At 65.9% G+C, this 17038-nt stretch carries 16 protein-coding genes and 1 pseudogene; 13 read left to right on the top strand and 4 right to left on the bottom strand.

The window, feature by feature from the left end; all coding sequences use genetic code 11:
- The first annotated feature begins 820 nt into the window (after positions 1–820).
- From V6V89_RS32615 to V6V89_RS32655, 10 genes and pseudogenes are all read left to right on the top strand, one after another.
- Entirely contained in the window at positions 821–1828 is a 1008-nt protein-coding gene (locus V6V89_RS32615) for a hypothetical protein (RefSeq protein ID WP_334623389.1), read from the top strand.
- 139 nt (positions 1829–1967) lie between these two features.
- On the top strand, positions 1968–3233 hold the full coding sequence (locus V6V89_RS32620; protein ID WP_442935264.1) for an ROK family transcriptional regulator: 1266 nt from the start codon (positions 1968–1970) through the stop codon (positions 3231–3233).
- Positions 3234–3509: 276 nt separating this feature from the next.
- Positions 3510–5510: a beta-galactosidase gene (locus tag V6V89_RS32625; protein ID WP_334623392.1), complete on the top strand. Its 2001-nt coding sequence runs from the start codon at positions 3510–3512 to the stop codon at positions 5508–5510.
- A gap of 345 nt (positions 5511–5855) precedes the next feature.
- Positions 5856–7541 (top strand): extracellular solute-binding protein, encoded by a 1686-nt coding sequence (locus tag V6V89_RS32630; protein WP_334623393.1) that lies wholly within the window; start codon positions 5856–5858, stop codon positions 7539–7541.
- Between the two features lie 14 nt (positions 7542–7555).
- Positions 7556–8551 (top strand): ABC transporter permease, encoded by a 996-nt coding sequence (locus tag V6V89_RS32635; RefSeq protein WP_334623394.1) that lies wholly within the window; start codon positions 7556–7558, stop codon positions 8549–8551.
- Positions 8548–9492, top strand: a complete 945-nt coding sequence (locus tag V6V89_RS32640; RefSeq protein ID WP_334623395.1) for a carbohydrate ABC transporter permease — start codon at positions 8548–8550, stop codon at positions 9490–9492. The genes V6V89_RS32635 and V6V89_RS32640 overlap by 4 nt, the downstream gene beginning before the upstream one ends.
- 93 nt (positions 9493–9585) lie before the next feature.
- A pseudogene (locus V6V89_RS41915) lies at positions 9586–9771 on the top strand (mannonate dehydratase); the annotation flags it as partial.
- Between the two features lie 64 nt (positions 9772–9835).
- On the top strand, positions 9836–9958 hold the full coding sequence (locus V6V89_RS32645; protein WP_334623396.1) for a hypothetical protein: 123 nt from the start codon (positions 9836–9838) through the stop codon (positions 9956–9958).
- Positions 9959–10023: 65 nt separating this feature from the next.
- A complete protein-coding gene (locus V6V89_RS32650; RefSeq protein WP_334623397.1) occupies positions 10024–11190 on the top strand; it encodes a Gfo/Idh/MocA family protein in 1167 nt (388 codons plus the stop codon).
- 12 nt (positions 11191–11202) lie between these two features.
- On the top strand, positions 11203–12279 hold the full coding sequence (locus V6V89_RS32655) for a Gfo/Idh/MocA family protein (RefSeq protein ID WP_334623398.1): 1077 nt from the start codon (positions 11203–11205) through the stop codon (positions 12277–12279).
- 6 nt (positions 12280–12285) lie between these two features.
- Here V6V89_RS32655 and V6V89_RS32660 read toward each other — a convergent pair whose 3' ends face one another.
- Together V6V89_RS32660 and V6V89_RS32665 are read right to left on the bottom strand one after the other, a co-directional pair.
- Positions 12286–12771, bottom strand: coding sequence for a hypothetical protein (locus V6V89_RS32660; protein ID WP_334623399.1), 486 nt, complete (start codon positions 12769–12771; stop codon positions 12286–12288).
- 379 nt (positions 12772–13150) lie between these two features.
- Positions 13151–13429 carry a hypothetical protein gene (locus tag V6V89_RS32665; protein ID WP_334623400.1) on the bottom strand — a complete coding sequence of 93 codons (279 nt, stop codon included), beginning with the start codon at positions 13427–13429 and terminating at the stop codon, positions 13151–13153.
- 211 nt (positions 13430–13640) lie between these two features.
- Between V6V89_RS32665 and V6V89_RS32670 the strand changes: the two genes are divergently transcribed.
- Positions 13641–14564 carry an AAA family ATPase gene (locus tag V6V89_RS32670; protein WP_334623401.1) on the top strand — a complete coding sequence of 308 codons (924 nt, stop codon included), beginning with the start codon at positions 13641–13643 and terminating at the stop codon, positions 14562–14564.
- 35 nt (positions 14565–14599) lie between these two features.
- Positions 14600–15298 carry a hypothetical protein gene (locus tag V6V89_RS32675; protein ID WP_334623402.1) on the top strand — a complete coding sequence of 233 codons (699 nt, stop codon included), beginning with the start codon at positions 14600–14602 and terminating at the stop codon, positions 15296–15298.
- A gap of 67 nt (positions 15299–15365) precedes the next feature.
- On the opposite strand, the gene V6V89_RS32680 is transcribed toward V6V89_RS32675, so the two are convergent.
- Positions 15366–15761 carry an SMI1/KNR4 family protein gene (locus V6V89_RS32680; protein WP_442935265.1) on the bottom strand — a complete coding sequence of 132 codons (396 nt, stop codon included), beginning with the start codon at positions 15759–15761 and terminating at the stop codon, positions 15366–15368.
- 81 nt (positions 15762–15842) lie between these two features.
- Here V6V89_RS32680 and V6V89_RS32685 point away from each other — a divergent pair, with 81 nt between their 5' ends.
- On the top strand, positions 15843–16118 hold the full coding sequence (locus tag V6V89_RS32685; protein ID WP_334623403.1) for a hypothetical protein: 276 nt from the start codon (positions 15843–15845) through the stop codon (positions 16116–16118).
- A 147-nt stretch (positions 16119–16265) separates the two neighbouring features.
- On the opposite strand, the gene V6V89_RS32690 is transcribed toward V6V89_RS32685, so the two are convergent.
- Positions 16266–17015, bottom strand: a complete 750-nt coding sequence (locus tag V6V89_RS32690) for a DinB family protein (RefSeq protein ID WP_334623404.1) — start codon at positions 17013–17015, stop codon at positions 16266–16268.
- Positions 17016–17038: the final 23 nt, after the last annotated feature.

The raw sequence follows: 17038 nt of genomic DNA on the forward strand, positions 1-17038 counted from the left end.
CGGTCCGCCCGCCAACCAACGCCGGCGGACCGGCACACATATCAGCAAACCCTGGACGGCAGCACGCGGCCAACAGCGGCCGATCTAGTCAGCCAACAGCAGTCGCAGCCGGATCCAGGACCAGCCGGCCTACCAACCGGGCCGTTTATAGGCTCCGACCACATATGACCCGGTAAGCCCGGCCTCGCCACCTTGAAGACATGGCGAATCCCTGCCAAGATCCGCTGCTGCGCCCCACGCGTCCGCGTACTCGCCAAAGCCGTCATCGCCCTCGAACTGGCCCCGAAACATGAGGTTGGAAATGGCTCATTGGGCGGGATTCCTATACCACGGCACTCCGAATCGCCCCGGGCTTCCGACGTGGCCTTTGGCGACGCAGGAGAAGGGTTTCCTCGCCCTGTCGCTCGCGCCGGGAAGCGGACGGATCAGATCGGTCGACGCGAGCAGTGAGCACAACTGCGGGTTGTGGAACCATCTCGGCCGCCCCTGAGGGGCGCGCCGCCTCGCGCCGCCCGTACGGGACGTAGACCAAAGTCGACGGCAGACGGGGACCAATGCCCGTTGGCCTACCACGGAGGCTCCGACAAGGTGGAGGCATGAACCGGACACCACACGACCGAACCGCGCCGGAGCCACTCGCCCGCGCCTCCTACGTAGGCTCCACGACCAAAGAGCTGGCCCGCAAGAGGCGCGGCGCTACAGCTCGTGGTGGCCGGACAACTACATCTTCCGCAGCACCGATGGCGGTACGACGTGGCGGTCCTTCTTCGAATACGACGGATCCAGCCGTACCAACCACTACACTCTCGACATCAGCACGGTGCCCTGGCTGACCTACGCCGCCCAGCCGTCGCTGCCGGAGCAGGCGCCGAAGTTGGGTTGGATGAGCGAGGCGCTGGAGATCGACCCGTTCAACTCCAACCGGATGATGTACGGCGGCGCGTCGGTCTATGGCACGACGAACCTGACGGCACTCGACACCGGCGGCACGGTTAACCTCGCTCCGATGGTGCGGGGCCAGGAGGAGAGCGTCGTCTCGGATCTGGTCAGCCACCCGAGTGGGGCGCTGTTCTCCGGCCTGTTCGACGTCGGCGGGTTTCGGCACACCAACGTCGACGCCGTCCCGGCGCTGATGTACACGCCGTTCACGAGCGCTGTCGCCAGCATTGACTACGATCGACGGTGTTCGGGGCGTGTACCGGTCCGACGACTCCGGGTCAGCTGGGTGCGGATCAACGACGACCAGCACCAGTACGGCAACGCTGACTCGGCCATCACGGGTGACCCGAAGATCTACGGTCGGGTGGATCTCGGCACCGACGGCCGCGGCATCCTCGTGGCCGATCCCGCCGGTCCGCCGAGCACCCACCGCGACGTCGCGGCCGCCGACGAGCACCCCGACGTCGCCTCCGCCGCCACCGACGGGCAGGGGTGGCTGCTCTGCCACGTTTGTGAGGATCGGCCAGTGGGGCACCGGCAGCGGCGGCTTCCAGGGCGAGGTGCGGATCGCCAACACCGCAACGACCGGCACCACGAGCTGGACGGTGACCATGACCCTTCGCCAACGGCCAGACCCTGTCCCAAATCTGGGGCGGCCGGACCACGATCCCCGGCAGTAGTCCATACACCGTCCTCAACGAGGGTTGGAACGGCGCGCTGTCACCCCGCCAGACGGCGACGTTCGGGTCCTTGGCATCTGGAAAGGAGCCAACGATCCACCCGCGGTGAGCTGCGCCCGTACGCCGTAGCGGCGCCGCCGGCCTCGTGGCACATCAGGTGGAGGCAGGCCGCGATGTCCTGTTCCCAGGTCTCGGTCAGAGGGGCATAAGTTCGGTTACGACCCTCAAAGGATGTGACGCGAGCAATGCCCAGGGCACCGGACCGAGTGAGGCGGGCGGCATTGGAAGCTGTCACATCGACGAGCGGCATAAGTAACGTAGCTTTTGTAAGACCTGTGAGGAGGCCGCATGGCGACGAACCCGGTCTGGGCAAGCCGGACGAAGACCCGCGGGATGGTGCTCGACATGATCCGCGCGGCGCGCACGATCAGTCGGGTCGACCTGGCGGCGGCAACCGGGTTGACGGCACCGACGATCTCTGAGGTCGTGCGTGAGCTCATGGTCGACGGTCTGGTCGTCGAGGCGGGGCTCGGGGCGTCGACGGGCGGTAAGCCACCGATGCTAGTCCAGCTCAATCCTGCGGCCCGCTACAGCGTCGGCGTGCAGTTGGAACGCAACACGTGCGTCATCGTTCTCATCGATCTGGCTGGCCGGCAGATCGCCAGAACTTCGTTCAGCGGCGTGGCGTCGATGTCGCCGGAACCTGGGCTGTCGTTGGTGGCCGCGCAGGTCAATGCGATGCTCGACTCGGCGGCCGTCGATCGTCGTAAGGTGCTCGGGGTCGGCTTGGTCAGCTATGGGCCGCAGGATCGTCGAGCCGGCAGGCTATTGACCCCACAGCCCACTAACCAGTGGCTCGCCTACCCGGTCGCGGACCAACTCGCCGAGAGCCTCGGCCTGCCGGTGCTGCTCGACAACGACGCGGCCGCGGCCGCAATCGGTGAGTACTGGATGGGTGCGGTGGAGCCGCACAGCACCTACGGCTGCATCTACATGGCCACCGGGATCGGCGGCGGTGTGGTGGTCGCTGGCGAGGTGTATCGCGGCAGCTCCTCGAACAGCGTGGAGATCGGACACATCTCCATGGACGTCAACGGGCCCGAATGTCCTTGTGGCAACGTCGGGTGCCTGGAGAACTACGCTGGCCCGTCGGCGCTAGTCAGGGAGGCGCTCGCGACGCCTGGGCTCAGCCAGCGGCTGGCACTCGACCCGACCGAAGACGACTTCCTCACCGAGTTCGCTCGGCTCGCGGCCGCGGCGAACGCCGGCGACCCGGCCGCCCGAAGCCTGATCGAACGTTCGGCCCGCTACCTGGGCTTTGCCGCGGTGACCATGACCACCCTGTTCGACCTCGAAATGGTCGTCCTCGCCGGGCCCAGTTTCGCGGTCGCCGGTTCGATCTACCAATCCGTCATCCAACAGGAGGTGGACCGCCGCGCCATCGTACGGAAGGCGCACCGGGTGCGGGTGGTGCCATCGGTCAGCGGGTCGGACGCCGCAGCGATCGGCGGCGCCGTACTCGTCCTGCAAAGCGAATTGACCGTTGCCCGCGGCCGTTCGCTGAACAACCCTCCATCGCCCGCGGGTCAGATTGCGCTCGAGACCGCAGTCTGAGGCCGCTTGGCTACTGGCGTAGAAGCCGAGTCCCAGCGCATGTTGGCTGGTGGTTTGGCTCTGCGAACTCAAACTGCCGAGGCTCGTCCTACAGGCGGTCTGAGCACGTGGACTTAGTTAACTTACCTATGTAAGGTGACCAGGCCGGAGCATGATACAACCGGCGGTCACGGCGGCGGCCCCCGCTGGCGGGTGGTTCGGCTGTCGAAGGCGGACAGGCTCGCAACAGGCCTGGCACTGGTGAAGGTGGACGGAATCATCGCAGACACAGGACCGATGGCGGTACGCGGTGCGTGGCCGACCGCCGCGCTTTCCTTTGGTGGCGACTACAACCCGGAACAGTGGCCCGAGCAAGTGTGGGCCGAGGACATGACCTTGATGGCCGAGGCTGGGGTCAACCTCGTGACGGTCGGCGTGTTCGCCTGGTGCCGGTACGAGCCCTCCGACGGCCAGTTCGAGTTCGGCTGGCTCGACCGACTGCTGGACCTGTTGCACGAAAACGGGATCCGCGTCGACCTCGGCACCCCCACCGCGGCGGTGCCGATGTGGCTGCATCGGCGGCATCCCGAGATCCTGCCGCAGGACGAGTTCGGACATCCCCTGGCGCCAGGGGGCAGGCTGGGCTGGTGCCCGTCCTCTCCGGTGTTCCGCCGGTACGCCCTGCGGGTCGTCGAGAAGCTGGCTGCACATGTGGCCAGACATCCCGCCGTCGCGATGTGGCATGTCAGCAATGAACTCGGCGGCGGGAACGCCCGCTGTCACTGCGCGGTGTCCGGGGACGCCTTTCGCCGCTGGGTCCAGCAGCGGTACACCAGTGTGGAGGCGGTCAACGAGGCGTGGGGGATGGCGTTCTGGGGCAACAGCTACTCGTCGTTCGCCGAGATCGTCACACCGGGGGGCAGGACGGCTCACAATCCCGGACACCTGCTCGACTTCGAGCGCTTCTCCTCCGATGCCCTCTTCGACCATTACCGCGCCGAGAAGCGGCTCCTCAAGGAGCTGACTCCTGACTTGCCGGTCACCACGAACTTCATGGTCGGATTGGGGCCGGACGTGGTGGACTACGCTCGGTGGGCGCCGGAGATGGACATCGTCGCCAACGACCATTACACGTACGGGCCCGACCCGTTGCGCCATCAGGCCCTCGCGTTCAGCGGCGACCGGATGCGCGGCATCAGCGACGGCGGGCCGTGGATGCTAATGGAGCACGCCGCCGGCGCCGCTAGCTGGCATTCGATCAACCTGGCCAAGCCGCCGGGCGAACTCCTTCGGCACGGGCTGGCGCACCTGGGCCGGGGTTCCAACAGTGTCATGTACTTCCAGTGGCGGGCGTCGAAGTCGGGTACGGAGCAGTTCCACTCGGCCATGCTGCCGCACGCCGGCCGGGACACCCGGATCTTTCGTGCCATCACCCAGCTAGGTCGACACCTCACCCGGTTGGCGGAGATCAAAGACACCAGGGTGGCCGGCGTCCAGGTTGCGCTCCTGCACGACAACGAGGCTGGCTGGGCCCTCCGCAGTGGACTCAAGCCGGTGCGGGAACTCGGGTACGCCGACACGGCGCGCGCGATCCACCGGGCGCTTTTCGACCGGACGGTGACCGTCGACGTGCTGCCGGCCTGGGCCGATCTCACCGGCTACGCCCTGGTGGTCGTCCCCGGACTGTTCCTGGTTTCGGACGCCAACGCCAACCGGATCGCGCGGTACGCCGAGGTGGGCGGGACGGTGCTGGTCACCTGGAACTCGGGGATCGTCGACGAGCACAACACCGTGCGCACCGGCGGGTACCCCGGAGCCTTCCGGCAGCTGATCGGGGCATCCAGCGAGGAGTTCTTTCCGCTCGAGACCGGGCGCCAGGTAGGCCTGGACAACGGTTGGCGGGCTCGTCGCTGGAGCGAGCTGGTTCGTGCCCATGACGCCGAAGTCGTCGCGAGTTACGCTGGCAGCGGCCTTGACGGCGTCCCGGCCGTCACCCGCCGGCCGCTGGCCGGCGGAGGCGCCGCCTGGTACCTCTCCACCGACCTCGACGAGGGCAGCCTGGACGAGTTGCTGGGCCGACTGCTCGACGATACCGGCGTCACGCCGGTCACGACCGCCTCCCCGGGTGTCGAGGCGGTGCGCCGCACGGCCGGCCAGCGTTCGTACCTGTTCCTGATCAACCATACGGACGCCGAGGGTAGCGCGGCTGGTCGCGGTGTGGATCTGCTCACCGCGGAGCGGCACGACGGAACGGTGGTGCTGCCACCCGGGACCGTCGCGGTGCTCCGCGAGGAATGACCGGGCTGGTTACCTCCAGCGAGTGTCGACCCGGTTCACTTGGCCGGTTCTGGATCTCGTGCCGGTCGGCGCGACCGGGCAGTCGCTTCCGGCGGACGACAACGCCGAGGGCCATGCGCGACGGGGCGGTGCGGGCCGGCCGTGCGGGTCAGTGACCGTGGCACGTCCACATGCCGAACACGTCGAAACCGGCCTTCCTGGGCCTTGCATCCATGGTCATGGTTGTGTTGAATGCTTTCTAAAGCTGCTTTGCTTACTCTGCCGCGGTCGGCGATCCGCTGACTGACAGACGAACTGATCTTTGGGATCACGCCTGGTGATCCCCCTCATTTGGAGGCGGTGGACATGACCACGTCCTTCTCCGGTAGATCGACAGACCGCCGGACATTTCTCTCCCTCCTCGGGACTGGCGCGGCGGCGACGGTCGGCGGCGGACTACTCGGTGGTTGTTCCAACGCCACGAAGACAAGCCAGGGATCCGCAGGGCAGAAGAGCGGGCTGTCCGCCGTTGTTCCGCAGTACAAGCCCTACGCCGGATTGACGCCAGACATCCCGGCCGCCGCCCCAGGCGCGTTGCCTGGCTACCTCAGGTACCCGAGGGATCTGATCAAGGCCGTCCCCACGGTACGGGGCAAGGGCAGCGAGCTGACCGTGATGAGCCCCCTGTGGGGCTCTCCTCCGGCCAGCACGAACGCCTACTACGCGGCCATCGCCGCCCGGACCGGCACCCCATTGAAGTGGAACGTTCAGGACGGCAACACCTACCGCGACAAGCTGACGGCGCTACTGGGCGCCGCAGACGTGCCGGACGTCCTGGTGATCGCCTCCTGGCATCTTGGGATTCCACGGATCAGCGAGGCGATCGCGAATCTGTTCGCCGACCTGACGCCGATGCTCAAGGGCGACATCAGCGGGCATTGGCCGCTGCTGGCGAACATTCCCACGGACGCCTGGCAGTCCTGCGTCTGGGGCGGTCAGCTCAAGGCGATCCCGTGGGTGAGGCAGGCCTTCACCGGCTACTTCATGTACCGCAAGGACCTCTTCCAGGAACTCGGCGTGACGCCGCCGAAGAACGCCGACGAACTGCTCGCTCTTGCCAAGGCGGTGACCGACCCGGCCAAGGGTCGGTGGGCATTCAACGACCTGTGGCAGAAGGGCGGAGGCCCGATTCCGCAGATTTTCCGCGTGCCGATTCGGAACCGTGGCTGGGTCAAGGATCCCAGCGGCAAGATGGTGAGCGGCCTGGAAACCGACGAATTTGAGGCAGGCGTCGCATTCGCCCGCAAGCTCTTCGACGCCAAGGTGGTGCATCCCGCGGCTGCCGGAGGCACGTCGGGGTCGGTGGACTTCAGGCAGGCCTTCCAAAGCGGCAAGATCGTCATCACCTCCGACGGGTTCGGTGGCATCAGGGAGGCGTACGCGGTGCAGTCCCTGTCAAACCCGGCCTTCCGGATGGAGCCGTTCCCTCCGTTCGCCCACGACGGTAAGACGCCGGTGGTCAACGGCGGTGACACCGCCGGGCTGTTGACCTTCGTCAACAAGAAGCTGCCCAAGGACAAGATCGAGGAGTATCTCACCCTGGCCGATTGGTGCAGCGCCCCGTTCGGCACCGAGGAGAACCTGCTGCTCACGTACGGCGTGGAAGGAACCCACTTCACCCGCGACGCGAACGGCGCGCCAAGCTACACCGCACAGGGACAGAAGGACGCCGGGGTGCCTACCTACGATTTCCTCGGCGGTCGACCGCCCGTGGTCTCGGAGAGCCAATACCCGGATTACGTGCAGATGCTGACCAGTTGGTACAACAACGCCGTCAAGTATCTGGACAAGGACATGTTCGCCGGTATCCGGATCGAGGAGCCGGCGGCGCTGCAGAAGGCCGGCCAACCGGTGGTCGACAAGGTCAACGACATCATCTTCGGCCGTCGCCCGGTCAGTGACCTGGAGCAGATCCGCAAGGAATGGCGCAGCGCCGGTGGCGACGAGGGCCGCGCCTTCTACGAAAAAGTTGTCAAGGACAACAACTTGTGAGCACGGAGGTCCCCGTGGCCCCGGGTCCAGGCGCTGCCGGGACCCGGGCGTCCCCGACCAGCCCGCCGGCACCGGGGTCGGAGCCCTCCGCCCGCCGGGTGTCGTTGCGGCAAAGGCTGCGCCGCGACTGGGCGCTGCTGGTGATGGTGCTGCCGGGGATGGCCCTGTTCGCGGTGTTCCACTACCTGCCGTCGTTGGGCAACATCATCGCCTTCCAGGACTACTCGCCGTACAGCGGCGGTTTCACCGGCAGCCCCTGGATCGGACTCGCCAATTTCCGGCTCATGTTCACCGAACCCGCGTTCTGGGACGCGCTCGGCAACACCCTGACGATCACGGGCTTCCAGCTCATCTTCTACTTCCCGGTGCCGATCGCACTCGCGCTGGCGCTCAACAGCGTGATCTCACCCCGCATCCGGTCGCTCGTGCAGGGCGTCGTCTACCTCCCGCACTTCTTCTCCTGGGTGCTGGTGGTGTCGCTGTTCCAGCAGATCCTCGGCGGGGCCGGCCTGCTCGCGCAGACGCTGCGCCAGCACGGCATGCAGCCGCTGGATATCATGACCAGCCCGGACGCCTTCATCGTGCTGGTCACCGCCCAGACGATCTGGAAGGACGCCGGATGGGGCATGATCGTGTTCCTGGCCGCGCTCAGCACAATAGATCCCAACCTGTACGAGGTGTCCGCCACCGACGGGGCCGGCCGCTGGCGACGGCTGTGGCACATCACCCTGCCCGGGTTGCGGCCGGTGATTGTGCTGCTACTCATCCTGCGCCTCGGCGACGCGCTCAGCGTCGGCTTCGAGCAGTTCATCCTGCAGCGCGAATCGGTCGGCGCGGGCGCGGCGGAGGTACTCGACACCTACGTCTACTACCAGGGCTTCCTCGTGCAGGACTTCGGATATGGCGCGGCAGTCGGGCTGTTCAAGGGCTTCGTCGGGCTGCTACTCATCCTGGCAGCAAACCGGGTGGCCCACCGGTTCGGAGAGCAAGGGATCTACCAGAAGTCATGACGGTGACGACAGCAGCAATGGTCCGCCGCAAACGGCGATCCGGACGGCCGATCTGGCAGGAGCCGCCGACGCCCGCCGGCAGGGTAGGAAAAGCCCTGTTGTTGGCCTTGGTCGTGCTGGCCGTGGTGTTCCCGCTCTGGGTTGTCGTGATAACCAGCCTGTCGAGTCAGCAGACGATCGACGCCACGGGCGGTCTCGTCGTGGTGCCACAGGGAATCACGCCCGCGGCGTACCTGCAGATCTTCTCCGGCGGGGTGGTCACTCGGGCGGTCCTAGTCAGCACCTTCATTACAGCCGCCGGAACCGCACTCAGTCTCGCCGTGACGGCCCTGAGCGCGTACGGGCTGTCCCGGCCGGGATCGCTGTGGCACCGGCCGCTGCTGTTCGCCGTGCTACTCACATTCCTGTTTGGACCCGGGATCATCCCCAGCTACCTGGTGGTCAAGTCGCTCGGGCTCATCGACACGTACGCGTCGTTGATCATTCCGACCGCGATCAATGCGTTCAACCTGGTGGTGCTGCGGGCGTTCTTCATGAACATCCCCGGTGAACTGATCGACAGCGCCCGCATCGACGGCGCCGGGGACTTCACCATCCTCAGACGGATCGTGCTGCCGTTGTCCAAGGCCGCCTTGGCGGTGATCGGCCTGTTCTATGCCGTCGGTTACTGGAACGCCTTCTTCAACGCCATGCTCTACATCAACACCACCGAGAAATGGCCGCTGCAACTGGTGCTGCGCCTGTACGTGGTCAACGGGGCGGCGCTGCCGTCGGGCGGCTCAAGCGGCCCGCAGAGCTCCATCGCCGGAATGGCCCCGGCCCCCACCCTGTCGCTGAAGATGGCCATCATCGTGATCGCGGCGGTTCCCGCACTGCTGATCTATCCATTCGTACAGCGACACTTCACCAAGGGCGTTATCGTCGGCGCGGTAAAGGGCTGACCAGGTGCAAGTTCCCTTGACCTCCACGTGCAATAGGTCGCCGGCGCTGGATACTGCAGGCGCTCGACCAGCCCGCCAACGGCCTCACCGTGCGTGGGGTTGCACGGCGCGCGGCCGGACGACGACCTCATAGCGATGATCGACGAGTTCGGACCGCGGGTCCACTTCACCCATCTGCGCTCCACGCACCGCGAGGCAGATCCGCCGCCCTTCTACGAGGCCTCACACTTCGACGGCGATCTCGACAGTGTCGCCATCGTGTGGGAACTGCCGAAGGTGGAGCTCCGCAGGGAACGCGACCGCGGCGGCCGGGCCGCCTATGCGCCCCGACCATGGCCACTAGATGCTCTACGACCAGACCAACGGCCGCCGCATCGACCCGGGGTACTCGCTCATCGGCCGGATGAAAGGTCTGGCCGAGCGGCGACGCGTTGAGAAGGCGGTCCGTGCCTTTCAGGCGTCTTGATGCGGCGATCGCAAGCAGATCAGCCCGGTGGATGTACTCACGTCAGCCAAGTAGGTAAGGGGAACATGCTCAAGGTCGGAATCATTGGTGCGGGCGGTATCGCCGGTACGCACATCAGCGGCTACCAAGAATTCGCGGACGAGTGTCGGATCGTCGCCATCTGCGATGTGACGCCGGCCAGAGCGAAGGAACGCAGAGCGAAGTTCGGACTCGACGAGACTCGCGTCTATGACAGCGCTGAAGCGATGCTCGCCGGTGAGGAGCTCGACCTGGTGAGCATTACGACGCCGCCATCGACCCACGCCGAACTCACCATCACAGCCTTACGAGCCGGGGTCAACGTCCTGGTCGAGAAACCGATGGCGGCGTCATTGCAGGAGTGCGACGCCATGCTCGCGACCGCCGCCGAATCGGGCAAGATGTTGTCGGTGGTCGCACAGAACCGCTTCCGCGACGACATGGCGACACTGAAGGAGGTACTCGAGTCCGGCCTCATCGGGACGGTTTCGCACGTTCAGGTCAACTCTCTCTGGTGGCGGGGGCGAACATACTACGACCTGTGGTGGCGGGGCACTTGGGCCTCGGAGGGCGGCGGCTGCACGTTCAACCATGCGATCCACCACATCGACCTGCTTCTGTGGATGCTGGGTCGGCCGACGTCGGTCACGGCGGTGCTTGCCAACGCCCAGCACGACAACGCCGAGGTCGAAGACCTATCGGTCGCGATCCTTCAGTACGACCGGGCGCTCGCTGAGATCACCAGCTCCGTGGTCCACCACGGTGAAGAGCAGGCGATCGTCGTGCACGGGCAACGCGCGCGGGTCTCCCAACCCTGGCACGCGATGGCGGAGACGGAACAGCCGAACGGGTTTCCCGCCCCGGGCGGCAACCCCAAGCTGGTCGCGGAACTCAACGAATTCGCTGAGGCGCATCGTCCGCTGCCACACCTTGGGCATGCCGGTCAGATCGGCGACGTGCTCCGCGCCCTTCGCGCCGGCCGTCCCCCGGCTGTGGACGGCGTCGACGGCCGCAACGCGGTCGAACTGGTCACGGCGATCTACGAATCGAGCATCGAACGCCGGTCCGTGGAATTCCCACTCGCGCAGGACGACCCGTACTACCACTTCGGCGCCCTGGCGCAGCGTGCTCCGCGCTTCTTCGAAAAGACCGCCGCGATTCGGGATCTGCCCGGAGCCATCACCGTCGGCAGCCCGTCCGACCTGGGAACCTGAGGAGAGACAGCGGTGACAGCGATCAGCGGAGCGGCGTATGACCCCGAGTCGATTCCGGCCGCGGTGGTGGAGCCGGGCGAGTTCGTGTTCGGGGCCGTCGGCCTCGACCACGGACACATATACGGCATGTGTGAGGGTCTACTCAGTGCCGGAGGCACCCTGAAATGGGTGTACGACCCCGACCCGGCGAAGGTGGACGCTGTCCGTCAACGGTTCCCTCAGGTTCAGGTAGCGCGCGACGAATCGCAGATCCTTGACGACGACGCCATCCACCTAGTGGCCGGCGCCGCGGTCACGTCGGAGCGTTGCGCGCTCGGGTTGCGGGTCATCGAGGCCGGCAAAGACTACTTCACCGACAAGGCTCCCCTCACAACCCTCGAGCAACTCGCCGCCGCTCGTGAGGCAACCGCACAAACCGGACGCAAGTACGCCGTCTACTACTCCGAGCGCATCCACGTCGAGGCCGCCGTCCTGGCCGGCCAACTCATCGAACAGGGCGCGATCGGCCGCGTTCTACAGGTCATCGGGCTGGGACCGCATCGGCTCTCAGCCGGCGACCGTCCGGACTGGTTCTTCATCAGGAAGAAGTACGGCGGCATATTGTGCGACATCGGAAGCCACAACATCGAACAGATGCTGCACTTCACAGGTGCGACCGACGCCGAAATCAGCGCTGCCGCGGTCGCGAACTTCAACCACCCGCAGTATCCCGAGCTCGATGATTTCGGCGAAGCGAACCTGGTGATGAATAACGGCGCTACCGGTTACTGCCGGGTGGACTGGTTCACCCCGGCCGGTTTGAGCACCTGGGGTGATGGACGCACCTTCATCCTCGGCACCGACGGCTACCTGGAGTTGCGCAAGTATGTCAACGTGGCCACCGACGACGGCCCTGGGCATGTCTTCCTGGTCGACGGCAAGGGCGAACACCACCTGGTCGCTGCCGGGAACGTCGGCTACCCCTACTTCGGACAGCTGATCCGCGACTGCCTCGACCGCACTGAGACGGCGATGACCCAAGAACATGCCTTCAAAGCCGCCGAACTCAGCATCCGGGCCCAACTCGACGCCAGAGTGCTCCACCGGTGAGCTTCCCTAGTAGCTCCGACGGAGAGCGTCGGCGAGGACCTTGTTCTTCTGCGCCGGCTTGGGTGGGCCCTGATGCGCCCACGCTTCAACCAGCACGGTCGGCCCGTCATCTGCCCCGTCGACCTCGACCCGAACACCCTCGCTCAGCACGAACCGGCGAGGCGACAAGTTGACGCCGAGTCTGCCGCCGATGAGCCGCAGCATGACCGCCTCTGCGTAGCGCTGAACGGCGCTGTCCCCCGCCGGTGGTTCGGGAAGTAGCTCCTCAGTGACCAGCTCGCTGTCGGCGCTGGCGACGGTGTCGCGGATCCGCAGGTCGTTGACGATCTTCCCGGCCGGGCCGACGTAGCGACGCAGCGTGCCCGCAATCTCCAGCTTCCGGCACGCCTGGTTAATGGTCTGCCGAGGTTGCACCTGACCGTGCTGCGCGAGGCCGACCCCACCGACCGCGCCGAGGTCTACCAGCAGCTCGGGCTGCGGCTGACCTACCACCCGGCAGAACAGAAAGTCCGCGTTCAGGCACAGCCTGACGCGGACTCATATGGGAAAAGGTTCGTGTCCGAGGGGGGACTCGATCACGCACACCCAGCACATCCGCTGGGAAACGGTGTGCATGCGTTGACGGTAGCGGGCGTCGGCGCTGGTCAGCAAGTCCTTGGACTAGGCGGCCTGTCGACGCGACTTCAGCGATGCTGAGCGTCCGCGCACCCTTGTCCCACAACACATGTGCCAAAACCTCCTCAGTGGACAAATGACGGTGGATCGCCCCCGGCACCCACTCCCGTGGACAGCGCTGGGTCGGGATAGCCTGAGTGCGGGGGTATGCCGTAGCGTCCCCGATCTCCCAGGCGGCTACACGCGGAACGGACCCCTACAACGGGAAGTCGTTGTTCCACGGTGCATCTAGCTGCCCTGGATCCACCCCAGCTTCTAGTACTGCCGCATCCACCTCGCCAATTTCATCGACGATCTTCAAGTAAAGCGTTTCCATGTCCTCTTCAAAGAAGCAGACGTCATTATCGACTAACTGTTTTGGCACCTCGATCGCCGCGACTCTGAACCTGCCATCCGGCAGAGGCAGCACCCAGACCCACGAATAGCTTTCGTCAGATCCGCTCGGCCTTCGGGCCGAAATAAGCGCCTTGGTCATGAGTAGGCGATTCTTGGCCTGAGTCCTCACTCAACCACCCCAGAAGATCCTAACGATCGGGCCCTCAAAAGTATGGATCTGCAGGTGCGGCAGTGCCCCGTCGGGGTTGCCCGGGCCATGCCCGACCACCCTTCCGTCAGCACCAATCTTGTCATCCCAGTGATAGGTGCCCACCTTCGATCCAAAGTACTGCTTGGTCCCGACTCCGTCAGTGCCGGTAGCGTTCCGGTACACGGCCCGGGAGCACTACCACGCACGGCTGGTGATCGTGTCCACCCCGACGATCCGCCACGTCGCCGCCACCGGCCGCAAACGGATCACGCTCAACCGCTATCAGCACTCGGCCCGCCGCGGCCTGATCGTCACCGGGGCCGCAGGAACCGGCAAGACCACCGCGATCACCCAGCTGGGCAAGAACTATCAGCAGCTCATCCACCGCGAACAAATCCGCCCGGGAGGCTCCCTGCCGGTCGCCTACGTCACCGTCCCGCCCGCCGCGACACCGAAGATGCTCGCCGTCGAGTTCGCCCGGTTCATCGGACTGCCGTTACCGGCCCGGTTCAGCCAGGTCGAGCTGACCAACAAGGTCTGCGACCTGCTCTGCACCCTGCAGACCAACCTGATCCTGATCGACGAACTACACAATCTCGACCTGGGCACCCGGACCGGCGCCGAAGCATCCGACCAGATCAAGTACCTGTCGGAACGCATCCCCGCCACCTTCGTACTGGCCGGCGTCGATCTGGAAGGCAACGGTCTGTTCGCCGGCCGGCGCGGCGGCCAGATCGCCAGCCGCTACACCCTGATCCGCACCACCGCGTTCCCCTACAGCACCACCGACGAACGCGCCGCCTGGCAAGCACTCGTCGCCAACCTCGAAGACGCCCTGCGCCTGCACTCCCACCGCAAAGGAACGCTCCTACGGCTCGGCGGCTACCTACATGAACGCACCGGCGGCATGATCGGCAGCCTCTCCCACCTCATCCGCGAAGCCGCGATCGACGCGATCATCAACCAAACCGAGAAGGTCAACCAGTCCGGCCTCGATGCCGTCGACCTCGACCAAACCGCCGAGCAGCACCGCACCACGCTGAAACGCCGGCGGCGAGCGGCCAGCCGACGCTCAGCCGCTTGATCATGCTTCGTGCTCTGCCCATCAGCCTGCCGCCGATGAGCCGCGAAGTGATCGGCTCCTATATCCACCGCCTTGCCGACGCCAACCACATCACCAGCACAGCGCTGGCACAGCTGCTCGACCTCGACCGTCGTTACCGTCGCGGCGACGACGACCCCACCGGCTGGACAACAAGCACCATCACCGGGCTGGCCACTCTCACCAGCCGACCCGTCGTTGTTCTCGCCCGAGCGCTACCAGCGCTTCGGTCACTCGATCCAGGCTCCGGTGGCACAGCGCCGACCGGCCCCACAACTCCCTGCATTGCCTGCCACCACTGCACGGCCCGCAAGGGCATCCGCGGCCTCGTCATCCAACGCGCGGCCAGCCACGAGAACATCTGCCTTCGCCACCGCCGATGGCTGCACGGCCCAGAACAGCACTCCCTCCACACCCTGCCGGAGCTCTGCAACGCCAACCGGCGGCATCGGCGACTTCGCCGCCAGCACGACGCCACGATCCTAAACGCAGCACTCACCCGCGCCCGTGACCTCGTCCACGACTGGCTCGAAGCCGACGACCAGCCCGACCTCCAGCACCGCTGGACGCACCGACTCACCCAACTCCGATGCGACCCTGGCGCCGACCCCTACCGCCCGAGTCGACACCGCGTCGAGCTGGCCACATACCCGGAGATGGTTCTACTTGCCGAACTGTTCGCCTCCGAGTCCAGCAAACATTCCTCACATCGCTGAGCTGCCCACCGGTTCACCCAGCGGTGACTGCCGACCATCGGGGGGCCGAATCACCCCGGCCGGCTCCTCAGTCATAGTCGTAGTCACTTTCCGGTCGCAGCGCTTGGATGAAGCTGACGAAATCTGGCGCGAGCACGGTGATCCGGTAGTCGACCTCCTGGTCAACGTGGACGACACGCGGCTCACCTTCGGAACCGCATTCCCGGTAGTCGAACGCGATCATGTCGTGGCCTGCCGAGGGACAGTCGGCGAAATACACGCCGATCTCCGGATAGCCCCACTCCTCGATGAGAAACCGGCTGCCTGATCGCCCAGCCAGCGAGCACTCCTTCTCCCGGCCGATCCCCATGATCGCGGTGAGGGCAACATGGTCTTCGGCCCAGGTCGTTCTGCTTGGGGCCGGACAACAGGTGTTGCGCGGCATGCCGCCAACCGGCACCACCGCCAGCTCGCGCGCCAGCACGGACCATCCATAGCCGATCGCGCCTACCGTCAAGCCCTGCGCGACACCGCACCGCAATTCAACCGCTTCAGCCGCTCACCCATGCAACTCGCCTGGCAGGCCCGGCTTGAAAACCTTGAAGAAGACCCATATGGAGACCCGCTACAGCCCAGCTCCGAACGCATCGAACTGATCATCTACCCGGATGTCATCGCCCTTCTCGCACACCACCTTCGTCAACGCCGGAGAAGCCCAGAAGGCGTCACCAATAACGAGAGTCGCGGCGCGGGCGTCGCAACCAACCTGTCGCCACGCAGGTCAAACAGTCACCAGACCGCCATGATCACCAAGACTCCGGACGAAGATCCACAAGCATGAAGCAACGTTGAGACTAGCCGCAACCTGGGATTCTCACCCGACTTGTCACCCCGGGGCGGTCCAGAACGCTTGCCACCGCCATGATCCTTGAGATCGGACAACTTCGCGTCATGCTAGACGCTTGTGGTTCTTGGACCTCGCGGAGCATCACGCATACTCCTGTTCCAGGACGGCCAGGTCGCGGTTGGCGAACTGCACGTGCGCCCACTGGTCGCTGAAGATGACTTGCAGGCACTTAACCGCCGTACGTTCGGCGGGCGGCGGGCAGCCGATCGCGGTGTTCGGCCCGCGCACCCGGTCCAGCTCCTCCTGTGTGACCTGCGCCAGATATGCGCGCAGATCGGCGATCCGCTCGGCGCGCACGGCGAGGATCTCGTCGAGGGTGGGCGCGGCCGACTCGTCGATGCCGAACTCGGCGCCGTCGGTGGTGAACGATGCGGGTACGCCGATCGGATGGAACGGGCTCGGGCGAAGGGCCGTCGCGTGGCCATACCAGGCGTCCACGACGAAGATCGTGTGGCGCAGGGTTTGGGCCAGTGACCACTCGTCGTTCACTGATCTGTAGACGGCCTCGTCCGGCAGCGCGCTCGCGCGTTGGACCGTCGCGCGCCACAGCTCCTCGATGACGTCCACCGCGTCGCGCATCGTCTCAGGTGTGGTCGGCCGCAGTCGCAGCCGTTCGGGGTGCAGGCGATCCAGCTCGGCCTCGATCAACGGCATCACCTCCACGCCGTTGACGCGCAGCCCGTTGATCGCCCCGTCGATGTCGGCGTTGAACAGCACGACACCACGCATCCGGGCGCCGCTGAGATCCACCTCCCGGAAGGTCGCGCCGGCCATGGACAGGTCAATGAACTCCGCACCCTCGTAATCGGGCTGCTGCACGAATCGCGTCATCGGCACATCGTAGGGGCCCCCTC

Source organism: Micromonospora sp. CPCC 206061 (assembly GCF_036906915.1).
Lineage (GTDB): Bacteria > Actinomycetota > Actinomycetes > Mycobacteriales > Micromonosporaceae > Phytohabitans.